Source organism: Variovorax sp. GW821-FHT09D04, assembly GCF_059416405.1.
On sequence record NZ_JBWKPA010000001.1, the window covers coordinates 1325535 to 1336639 of the forward strand.

Below are 11105 nucleotides of genomic sequence, written 5' to 3' on the forward strand. Positions count from 1 at the left end.
CCTCCGTCTTTTCCTCGGATTCGTGCGCAGCTTCTTCCTCACGCTCTTCCTGCTCGTGGCCCTGGCCGTCCTGGCGCTCGGCGGCGCCGGTCTCTGGTGGGTGCACCAGCCGCTCAAGTTGCCGACGCCCAGCGTCGACCTGTCGGTGGAGCCCGGCACCACGCCGCGCGGCATTGCGCAGGCCGTGGCCGACACCGGTGTCGACGTGCAGCCTCAGCTGCTGTACCTGTGGTTCCGCGTCTCGGGGCAAGACCGCCAGATGCGCGCCGGCAGTTACGAACTGGAACGCGGTGTCACGCCCAAACTGCTGCTCAACGTCCTGGTGCGCGGCGAGGAAGCCACGCGCAGCGTGGTGCTGGTCGAAGGCTGGAACATCCGCCAGGTGCGCGCCGCGCTCGCCAAGGCCGAGCAGCTCAAGCCCGAAAGCGTGGGCATGAGCGAAGACGCGCTGATGGCCGCGCTGGGCAAGCCGGGCCTGCACCCAGAAGGCCGCTTCTTCCCGGACACCTACACCTACTCGAAGGGCTCGACCGACATCGCACTGCTGCAGCGCGCCATGCGGGCCATGGACAAGAAGCTCGAGGCCGCCTGGGCGGCGCGCGCGGCCGATTTGCCGCTCAAATCGGCCGATGAGGCGCTTATTCTGGCCAGCATTGTCGAAAAGGAGACAGGCAAGGCCAACGACCGCGCGGAGATTGCCGCCGTCTTCACCAACCGGCTGCGCATCGGCATGCCGCTGCAGACCGACCCGACCGTGATCTACGGCATGGGCACCGCCTTCGACGGCAACCTGCGCAAGCGCGACCTGCAGACCGACACGCCCTGGAACACCTACACCCGCGGCGGCCTGCCGCCCACGCCGATCGCCATGCCCGGCAAGGCCGCGCTGCTGGCGGCCGTGCAGCCGGCGCAGAGCAAGTCGCTGTACTTCGTCTCGCGCGGCGACGGCACGAGCCAGTTCAGCAGCTCGCTCGACGACCACAACCGCGCGGTCAACCGCTATCAGCGAGGCGGTGGCAGCAGCTCCCAACCCAAGGCGACCCAATGAGTTCGATCAGCAATGGCGGTCTGTTTCTGACGCTGGAAGGCATCGACGGCGCGGGCAAGTCGAGCCACCTCGACGCGCTGGAAGCCCGCTTCAAGGCGCAGGGCCGCACCGTGGTGCGCACGCGCGAACCTGGCGGCACGCCGCTGGCCGAGACGCTGCGCGGGCTGGTGCTCGAGCAGCCGATGAACCCGCTGACCGAATCGCTGCTGGTGTTCGCGGCGCGCTGCGACCACATCGCCCAGGTCATCGAACCGGCGCTGGCGCGCGGCGAGGTCGTGCTGTGCGACCGTTTCACCGACGCCACCTTCGCCTACCAGGGCGCGGGACGCGGCTTCGACACCGCCGTGCTGGCGACCCTCGAACAGTGGGTGCAGGCGGGTCGGGCCGGTCTGCCGGCTTCGCAACTGCTGCAACCCCAAGTGACCGTGTGGTTCGACCTCGCCCCCGAGATCGCCGCCCAGCGCCTGGCCGGTGCGCGCGTGCCAGACAAGTTCGAGGCCCAGCCCGTCGAGTTCTTCCGCCGCGTGGCGCAGGGCTATGCGGCCCGCGCCGCCGCCGATGCGTCGCGCTTCGTGCGCATCGATGCGAGCCAGGCCCGCGACCAGGTCTGGCAGCAGATCGACACGGCGCTGGTGGCGCGCGGCGTGCTGTCGCCGGTGCAGGGGGCCGCGCGATGAGCGAGCCGGTGCAGGGAGCCGCGCGATGAGCGAGCCGGTGAACACGCTGACCCCGTGGCTGCGCCAGCCCTTGGCCGAGCTGCTGCGCCAGCGCGGCCATGCCTGGCTGCTGCAAGGCCCGTCGGGCATCGGCCAGTACGAACTCGCGCTGGCGCTCGCCGCCGCCTGGCTGTGCGAACAGCCGGTGGAGGAGGGCGGTGCCGCCTGCGGCCACTGCGCGAGCTGCCACGCCATCGAGGTCCGCACCCACGCCGATTTGTGCGTGCTGATGCCCGAGGTCGCGATGCAGGAACTGGGCTGGCCGCTCGACGAAAAGGCCCAGTCCGACATCGACGACAAGAAACGCAAGGCCAGCCGCGAGATCCGCGTCGAGGCCATGCGCGACGCGGTCGGCTTTGCCCAGCGCACCAGCGCGCGCGGCCGCGGCAAGGTCGTGCTCGTGTACCCGGCCGAGCGCATGAACACCATCACGGCCAACGCGCTGCTCAAGACGCTGGAAGAACCCGTCGGCGACGTGCGCTTCGTGCTCGCCAGCGAGGCCGCGTGGCAGCTGCTGCCGACCATCCGCAGCCGCTGCCTGGGCTTCACGCTGCCGTGGCCCGAAACCGCCGAGGCCGAGGCCTGGCTGGTGGCACAGGACGTGCCCGCCGCCGACGCCGCGCAACTGCTGCGCGCCGCGGGCGGACGGCCCAGCGATGCGCTGCGGCTGGCGCGCTCGGGCCAGTCGCCCAAGGCGTGGTCGCTGCTGCCCAAGGCCGTGTCGCGCGGCGACGTGGGCGCGCTGGCCGACCAGGCGCCGGCCCAGGCCGTCGTCTCGCTGCAGAAGCTCTGCCACGACCTGATGGCCGTGGGCCACGGCGCCGAACCCCGTTTCTTTGACGCGGCCGACCTGCCGCCGGCCCCGCACAAGCTGGCGCTGGCGCGCTGGTCGAAGTCGCTCGCCGCCGCCGCGCGGACCGCCGAGCACCCGTTCAACGCCGGCCTCATGCTCGAAGCGCTTGTGAGCGAGGCGCGAAGCACCCTAAACTCTGCCGCTCGCCGCCCATGAACCAACCTGTCGCTCCCGCCGCTGCCGCTTTGTCTGCCACGCCCGCCCGGCCGAGCGTCATCCAGCTCGCCATCAAGGAAAAGGGCGCGCTCTACGCGGCCTACATCCCGCTGTTTGCCGAGGGCGGCATCTTCATTCCGACCACGCGCGAATACCGGCTGGGCGATGACGTCTACGTGCTGCTCACGCTGCCCGAAGACCCGCAGCGCTATCCGGTCGCCGGCAAGGTCGCCTGGATCACACCGGCCCGCGCCGCTGGCAACCGGGCGCCGGGCGTCGGTGTGCGCTTTCCCTCGGACGAGAAGTCGCGCCAGCTGAAGGCGCGCATCGAAGCCGCGCTCGGTGGCTCCATGGCCTCCGACCGCCCGACCCAGACCATCTGAGTTCTTTCTCCGCCGCCGTCCCCGTGACGCGGAACTCCGGACACGGCGCGATCTCCCACAGGCGCGCCGCACTTCATCCTTTCCGATGTTCACCGACTCCCACTGCCACCTGACATTTCCCGAATTCGCGGACCAGATGCCCCAGATCCGCGCCGCCATGGCTGCCGCCAAGGTCGACCGGGCGCTGTGCATCTGCACCAAGCTCGAGGAATTCGACGACGTGCAGGCCCTGGCCGCCCGCTACGACAACTTCTGGGCCAGCGTGGGCGTGCACCCCGACAACGAGGACATCGCCGAGCCCACCGTGGAAGACCTGGTGCGCCTGTCGGCACGCCCGCGTGTCGTGGCCATCGGCGAGACCGGCCTCGACTACTACCAGATGGAAGAGCGCAAAGGCGGTCGCAGCATCGCCGACATGGAGTGGCAACGCGACCGCTTCCGCGTGCACATCCGCGCCGCGCAGCAGACCCGCAAGCCGCTCATCATCCACACGCGTGACGCTTCGGCCGACACGCTGGCGATCCTCAAGGAGGAGGGCGAAGACGGTGCGGGCAGGGCGGCCGGCGGCGTGTTCCATTGCTTCACCGAAACCGCCGAGGTGGCGCGCGCCGCGCTCGACCTGGGTTTCTACATCTCCTTTTCGGGCATCCTGACCTTCAAGAAAGCCCAGGACCTGCGCGACGTGGCGGCCTTCGTGCCGCTGGACCGCATGCTGATCGAGACCGACAGCCCCTACCTGGCGCCCGTGCCGTACCGCGGCAAGACCAACAACCCGTCGTACGTGCCCTTCGTGGCACAACAGATCGCCGAACTGCGACAAATGCCCGTAGAGGACATCGCCAAGGCGACAAGCGACAACTTCGAAACATTGTTCAGGGAAGTCAAATCATGAAAAACTACTTTAGGAAGTCGATATATCTTGTTGTCATGGCTGCATCTTTTGCAGCACATGCCGGTTCGTTCGAAGACTTTTTCCGTGCCGTGCGCGGCGACAACGCCAGTGGTGTGCGCACCCTGCTGAACCGCGGTTTCGACCCGAACACGCGCGACGAACACGGCCAGACCGGTTTGATGCTCGCGCTGCGCGAGCCGTCGCCGAAGGTCATCCAGGTGCTGATGGAGTCGCCGCAACTCAACGTCGACCTGGCCAACGCCAAGGACGAAACGCCGCTGATGCTGGCGTCGATCAAGGGCCAACAGGACCTGGTGGTGCAACTGCTCAAGCGCGACGCTGCCGTCAACAAGACCGGCTGGGCACCGCTGCATTACGCGGCGAGCAGCGGGCAACTGTCGATCATGAAGCTGCTGCTCGAGAACCACGCCTTCATCGACGCCCAGTCGCCCAACGGCACCACGCCGCTGATGATGGCCGCGATGTACGGATCGAACGACGCCGTGAAGCTGCTGCTGGCTGAAGGCGCGGATACGGCGATGAAGAACCAGCTCGGCATGACTGCGGTCGACTTTGCAGTGAAGGCCAACCGGGCGGAGTCTGCGGAACTGATCAAGGCAGCTGGGGATGCGAAGGCGAATGCGGTGAAGGCGGTGCCGAAGGATGGGAAGTGGTGAGTGCCCGCAGGCCTCAGCAATCCTGACGCAGCAGGGGGTGAACACGGTCGCCCAGGTATCTGGACAACCATGTGCAGTGCTCTTGAAGGCTTTCCACTGGAATATCGTTGCCCAGCCATAGGGACTTTTCATCCTGTCCTGGCAAGCGCGTGACCACGCTGAGATAGCCCGCAGTGGCGTAGCTGGTGAGCGCCGTGGGGGTCACTGCGCGAATGGACTCAAACGGGACCACGGTGGTGCACAGCTTTCGCAGTGGCGCCGTCTCGACATAACTGAGCTGCCTGGTTTCCGAGTCGAAGCTGAAGGCGATGACCGTTTTTCGCGAAGTCGCGACCAGCAGCATGAGACCCGCGAGGCCGCTCGTCCCGAACAGCGGGATCCAGATCGCCGGATCAACGAACACGCCGGATGAAAACGGGTTCGCGCCGCTCGCGAGCGAGGCAAGGCTCGCCAGACCAAGCCCGAGAAGATAGACGGGTGCGGTCATGGCGAGTACTGCCAGAGAGGCAGCGGTTGCCAACAGCAAGGAAGAACAAGCGCTGGATCTTTCCGTGCTCGATCGCCAGCAGAAGCAGCGGCTCATTTCTTCCTGGCCAGCAAGGACGTTAGATGTCACTTGTGGGCGTTCCTTTCTTGACGGGTTGGGCTTGCGGGATGCCTGCCTGGGTTTCTTGAGTCCCGTCAACTTTACGGTAGCCCATTCATAACGAACACAATGTGCATTATGTAAAATGACTTGTGTGCGTATGGAACGCTTGCCGCGGAGATGGGTGAAGTAACTCTTTTGACATTCGTGAAGTAAAGCTTTTGACATGGCTGCTGCCCTGTCTGCTCTCCGTCTACTTTCAGAAATGTGTTCACGGATTTTTCACGAATGTGTTCGCGACTTCATCCTCGCTCTACTGCTTTCGGATGTACCGGCGCCAGGTCCCTGGCTCGATGGGTGTGAGGTGCCGGGTTTTCTCGACCTGCTGAGGCCAGCGCGACATCGGCTGTCGTGCATTTGCAGAAATCTCGGCCTATCTTTTGCATAAATCCGAGCCCGGTTGATTTGAGTGCAGCTCGTAGCTCGGAAATGCGTCCGGCAAAGTGCCCTAGATTGTCCTCTCCTCCCCGCAGATGATGCAATCGATAGTCATAGGCTTTTCCGCAGGATTTCGGGCTGGCGCCCGCTGTCATTGACGATCACGCGGCTGAAGTCGCTTTGTCAGGTCTACGCCGACCACCTGAACATCTTCAACATTCAGCAAGGTCGGGGAAATTGCCAACCAGCGGGACTGAAGTGCTTGCACAAGCGCCTCGAAGTTCACGTCCCGTAACTCTCCTGGCGGCCGCCATGACGATTTACTACCGCGATACACGAGCAAATACACACCGCATGTAGATCGGGGATCGCGAAGGTAGTCGCCGCAAAGCTGCACCTCAAGGCGTTCGAAAAGATCCGGCCCGGTCCAGTTGTCGGCAAGCTTGAGTTCTACCGGCACTGGGGCATCAAACCGAATGCCGTGCACTCGCAGGTCAGGCCGCTTCGCATCAGCCAGTTCTTCCTCCTGAGGTACTGCATACCGCCCGTTGGCGAAGTTGCGCAGCCAGTTGCCAATGTACGCCCGAATCTCCACCTCAATTCCAACCCGAGCGAGCATCGGCGCATCGCTGCTGTCGCCCTCTTCCAAGTCTGCCTTCAGGTCTAGGACCCTCATGACCGCGAGTTCAAACAGATCGCGATGATTCGACGGGGTTCGTTCGTGTTCGTCGTTGAACTCTCGTACTTGGGCCTCGGTCCAAGGCCCGAGCGCCGAGTCCAGCTCTGCCCTGCTCTTGGCGTACGCGGCGATGAGTGGCCTCATCGTCTCGTCCGGATGGGCGAGAGCAATCTCGCTGAGCGCTGCATAGGCTTCCTTCCCGGCGAGGGCGCGGAGCATTGACAGAAGATGCTCGCGGGCGTCCTGAGCATGGTCTCTCAGGCCCGGCGAGTACACGCCCCCGTTGGCTCGATCGATGTCATCTCGCCGGCGGATATGCCGATGAGCTAACAGGTACAGGGTCTTTAGGTACTGCACGACGCAGTAGGCTCTACGCACTCTCGACACCTCTCCGCGGCGACTCCCCACTAGTTCCGCCAGATACGCCATGATGATCTTGACGCGGTCCGTATCACTGGACAGTCCATCAAGTGTCTCCTCCAGCGCCGGGATAGCCTCCCCCGGAGCGACCCCCGTCCAAACGGCGTACCACTGCGCAATGTGGTCCAACTCTTTCGCAGATGAAGCTCTTGTCCTGGCAAGTAGTGCAACTTCCGTGTCGCTTGCCGTTGACCCTTGGATGATGTTCAAGAGATGCTGCAAGTTGCGAAGGTTTTTTGAGTCTGTGGCCGAAAGCCATGCAATCAGCTGTGGAGCGATCGAATCCCAAAGCCACTCCCCTGACCAGTTGATGTCGTGAAGGAGGTAATGACTGTCCTTGTCGGCCCGTTCAACGCTCAGCTCATAGGCAACTTCGGTCAGGGCCAGTTCCTGAACTTGCGCCGAATGCGCGGCGAAGACCGCGGAAAACCATGGAGGAAACCCGTTGAGTTCGTGCATCGCGTACCGAAATGCGAGTTCAACTTCGGAGCCCGTGAGCCTCGCCGCCCATTCTTCCGACTCCGCACTTTCGATGGAAAGACCTGCTAGTCCGAAGATGATGGAAAACGGTGTCGTCCCGACAGCGGCGCCCTCGGAGATCAAGACCGGTTTGTATTTCCGCCAATACGCAACTGCTCCATCGCGAAACGCCTCCGCGACGTCAGCACCGAACTCCGGCTCAAGCAAGCGCCACTTTCCGTCGGACCAAACGGATGACCCCTTGGTTTTTGAACGCATTCGGCCGTGCAAGTAGTACTGAGCATTCGTAACCACATCCGGCCCGAGCCCTGGGTCACGCAAACTGGCAATATTCTCCTGAAGATATTGATGCCACTTCTCTTCATTGCGGCGCACAGTGGCCGCCCGCGTCGCACTTCGTCGCTTCCACTTGGCATCGAGGCGCCGGAGCTTGGCGTTCTCGGGCGACTGACGCGGAGGATGCAGAAAGGTCTCGAGTCTCTCACTGAGCTGTTGATGGGTCGCACACGCAGCGCGAAGCTGCCGCCGATGATCCCCGCGACGTCCCGATTCCACGTAGAGTCTGAAAGACAAAGACAGGGCGACGAGCTTGTCGTCGATCGATTTTCGCGACGTCACGTCGTTGAGGGCTCGTTCGAAATCCTGCGATTCGAACGAAACGTATGACCGCCACATCCCCGCGCTCCACCAATCGGTGAGCTTCTGCCCCTTTCGCTCCAGGCGCCGTCGAGAGTACCTGACGGTGAACCAGAACAACGCGAACTTCAGGTCAGACCAATTTTTCACGAGCAGCTCAATCTGCAGTTCCCCGCTATTCAAGTCCATCAGGTCATACTCTCGTGCCGTTGGAAGCTTGTGCAATGCGGCCAAGGTCGCGGAGCCAAGGGCCGCAGCATCGCGCATCAGAAGCTGCCGCTGCACGGCGAGTGCAACAGGCTTCAGCAGCCACGAGTACCGGGTGGATATATCGCAGTCGCCTCGCTCTAGGACTGGGCGTCGCTCCAGGAAGCTGTTGAACAATTCCACAGCTCTTGGGAGATCGCTAACTTCGAGTCGCCCGACAAAATCGCATATGGCCTCACGTAGATGGTCCGCCTGGTATCGGCCTGAGTCCGTAGTCCTGGCTAAGGACTCGCCGAGCCAGTCCAATGTCTCGGAGGTCGCGGGCGCAAACTCCAGCAGTTCGGCCGTCATTGCTCGATCGAGTCCTTTCGATTCGGCGAGGAAGGCCGTGCGTATCCTGGTCAAATCTCCCTCGGATCCAGTCGCATGCACTGCGCGAACTGCCACCCTTCGTGCGTACGGACCAGCTGCTGACGACAACGCAACGGCCATGGCTTGCGCAAGCGCATTGGCGAGACGCCCCTGCCAGATCATGCGAAGGAGAAAAACCTGCGACTCTTCGTCCTTATAGACGTCGATCAATCGATTGATGTCGTCGACAAGGTCTGCGGAAGCGAACCGTTGGATGGCCGCGTAGTCGTCTAGATGCCTCGGCGTTCCTTTCGCGAGGTCCGCGCACGTCTCCCGCAGAATTGCTTGCCGCGTCGCTAGCGAGAGTTGACTGGGGTCACCTCCACCGAGCAGCACGTCTGGCGCAAATTTGCCCACCTTCTCCTGTACCTTCTGATCCAGTATTGCCAACCACGACAGCACCGGTCGCATGGCCGGAGCCACGACCTCAAGGCCGTACTGCTCACGAAAGAACAGACGCTCGATCCCAAGTCGGGATGTGTTTCGCAGCAACAGCTCTGAGAACCACTCCGCAGCAAGGTATTCGCGCACCGAACGATGATGGAATCGAACCGTGCCATAGATCTCTTCGTCAAACAGCGGGCGTTGTAGCAAGGTCGCACGCTCGCCCGCTGACCAATCCCCAAGAAGTGCCTCCAATCTCAACCCGCGCAGGATCTGGCCGCGGTCCGGTACAGCAATAGTCTGTTGCTGGGTTAGTGTGCAGGCGGCCGCCAAAATTCTGGCCCCCACTCGTGCCTTGTCAGCCGGCAGGGGCCTGATCTCATCGCGGTTTTGGTCGGGTTCTCGAAGGCGGCGCTCGACGCTTGCGCGCAAGAGTTCAAGTCGGGATCCAAGGCGTCTGTTGCCCGACCAGAACTCCAGCAGTTCTTCCAGGTCCAGCGGACGCGTCGTAAATGACCACCCATCGGCTCTCTCAAGCTCTTCGAGCAGCCTGTCGACTTCGGGCACCTGCCGTTTCTCCGCAAACAGACGAACCTGCTCAACCGTGAGGTCATCCAGCGCGACGACAGTAAATGGTCCTGATTCACCTGCCTTGCCGCGGGTGCTTCTTGTATGCGCGTCGTACTGTACGTCCGCAGGCTCAGTATCAACTTCCAGGGCTCGATCAGGACTCACGTAGGGAAAGTGCCTAGTGCAAAGCTCCAGGTCTGACAGCGGCCGCCACGCGGCGGTCCTTCCGGTCAGCAGAATGTGCGCGTGCGGCATTGCAAACTTGAGCCGCCCCGCCAAGATTCGAACGGCTGCCGCAAAGTCTTGCGGATCGCGCAGTCGGGCCTCGTCGATGGAGTCCAGCAGGAGCCAGCCCTCCTCCCCAGAACGCTCCCATCGCTGAAACTCCTCATACGTCCCCTCTTCGAACGCCGTCTCAAACTCCGTTGAGATGTGCTCTAGCCGAAGAAAGAATGCTGGCTTTCCTTCTCGCCTGAGCTGCTGCGCCGTATGTCGGATCTCCTCCGTCTTCCCAGACCCAGCCTCGGACAACACCACCACGCGAGGTAACTTCAGGAGATTCGACCACTTTCGGCTCTCAAGAGTAGGAACGAGTGGGGTGTCGTCGGAGGCGGCGACCGTTGGATCATCAGCCAAAGCCCGAAAACTTCGATCTAGCTCAACAAACATGCGCGCTAGGATAGCTTCGTTGAGTTCACTTGCGGCACACGCACCGCAAAGCCAGTCTGCGCAAAGCACGACAAGTGATTCGCAGTCGTCGAATCGTGAGCCTTGAGCTTTCTGACAGGCGTAGACTTCACCATCGAAGATCGCCGACATCAAGGCTTGTTCGCATGACGAAATCACTACTCGCGTTCACAAATTCCGCCGAATTCAAGCAACGATTGAACGAACGCTTTGATCGGCTGGCATCTACGCGCTCGATGCTAGGGACGCCGAAAGCCGTCATTGTCGACGGAGTTGTATACAAGGAATTCCCTGGCGGAAGACTCGAACGGGTCAGTAAACCGTCAACCGACAAGTGATGCACGGGTTCTCAATTAAGCCCTGCCCGTCGGGCGAGCTCAGGACAGGCTAGAAGTTGCCGACGCGTACTTTTCGATCATTCGCGGGTTCGAAAGGCCGTACTCGCGCTTGCCCGTCTAGTGATTTCGGAAGAAGTACATGCCTCCACTGAACGCCAATTTCCAGCCCCTCCAAGCATCACGTGGCCCCTTGATCTCTAGCTGTTCCGACAGCCGATCATCGCGTCGCTATTCTTGTCGATTGATTCAGTGATCATGGCATTGCCGGCTCGCCATCGTGACATGGCGCCCAATCTGCCGGGTGCTCAAAGTTCCTCGGGCTGAAGCGTTTATAATTGATCCACCACTCCTCCTTTGCGCCGTCATTTGGTTGGCTTCTGCTTGGGAAGAAAAAACCGCCTTCGGGCGGTTTTTTCATGGTGCGGGCGAAGAGCGTCATCGTGCCTTGTGTGCGCCGGCCTTTGGGGTGTTAGTGCCAGTGCAATCTTGACCAGCTAAACCGCAAAGTGCCAATCCAATATTGACCAGGGTGTTCCACTGACCT

General features: G+C 62.4%; 9 protein-coding genes. 6 read left to right on the top strand and 3 right to left on the bottom strand.

Going from position 1 to position 11105, the window contains the following annotated elements; translation table 11 throughout:
• The first annotated feature begins 22 nt into the window (after window positions 1-22).
• The 6 genes from mltG (at window position 23) to AC07O4_RS06155 (ending at window position 4725) form a co-directional block, all read left to right on the top strand.
• Entirely contained in the window at window positions 23-1048 is a 1026-nt protein-coding gene (mltG, locus tag AC07O4_RS06130; protein WP_062472898.1) for an endolytic transglycosylase MltG, read from the top strand.
• Window positions 1049-1053: 5 nt separating this feature from the next.
• Window positions 1054-1725, top strand: coding sequence for a dTMP kinase (gene tmk, locus AC07O4_RS06135; protein WP_307638295.1), 672 nt, complete (start codon window positions 1054-1056; stop codon window positions 1723-1725).
• A 25-nt stretch (window positions 1726-1750) separates the two neighbouring features.
• Window positions 1751-2773 carry a DNA polymerase III delta subunit-related protein gene (locus AC07O4_RS06140; RefSeq protein ID WP_095947640.1) on the top strand — a complete coding sequence of 341 codons (1023 nt, stop codon included), beginning with the start codon at window positions 1751-1753 and terminating at the stop codon, window positions 2771-2773.
• Complete coding sequence (locus tag AC07O4_RS06145; protein WP_307638204.1) at window positions 2770-3156, top strand: PilZ domain-containing protein; 387 nt, start codon at window positions 2770-2772, stop codon at window positions 3154-3156. The genes AC07O4_RS06140 and AC07O4_RS06145 overlap by 4 nt, the downstream gene beginning before the upstream one ends.
• A gap of 85 nt (window positions 3157-3241) precedes the next feature.
• Window positions 3242-4048: a TatD family hydrolase gene (locus AC07O4_RS06150; RefSeq protein ID WP_159271840.1), complete on the top strand. Its 807-nt coding sequence runs from the start codon at window positions 3242-3244 to the stop codon at window positions 4046-4048.
• On the top strand, window positions 4045-4725 hold the full coding sequence (locus AC07O4_RS06155) for an ankyrin repeat domain-containing protein (protein ID WP_495304013.1): 681 nt from the start codon (window positions 4045-4047) through the stop codon (window positions 4723-4725). The genes AC07O4_RS06150 and AC07O4_RS06155 overlap by 4 nt, the downstream gene beginning before the upstream one ends.
• A 13-nt stretch (window positions 4726-4738) precedes the next feature.
• Here the strand turns inward: AC07O4_RS06155 and AC07O4_RS06160 are convergent, their stop codons facing one another.
• The 3 genes from AC07O4_RS06160 to AC07O4_RS06170 form a co-directional block, all read right to left on the bottom strand.
• Window positions 4739-5212 (bottom strand): hypothetical protein, encoded by a 474-nt coding sequence (locus AC07O4_RS06160; RefSeq protein ID WP_495304014.1) that lies wholly within the window; start codon window positions 5210-5212, stop codon window positions 4739-4741.
• A gap of 688 nt (window positions 5213-5900) precedes the next feature.
• Window positions 5901-10355 (bottom strand): NACHT domain-containing antiphage protein HyoA, encoded by a 4455-nt coding sequence (gene hyoA, locus AC07O4_RS06165; RefSeq protein ID WP_495304015.1) that lies wholly within the window; start codon window positions 10353-10355, stop codon window positions 5901-5903.
• Window positions 10356-10814: 459 nt separating this feature from the next.
• Complete coding sequence (locus AC07O4_RS06170; protein ID WP_495304016.1) at window positions 10815-11000, bottom strand: hypothetical protein; 186 nt, start codon at window positions 10998-11000, stop codon at window positions 10815-10817.
• Window positions 11001-11105 lie beyond the last annotated feature (105 nt).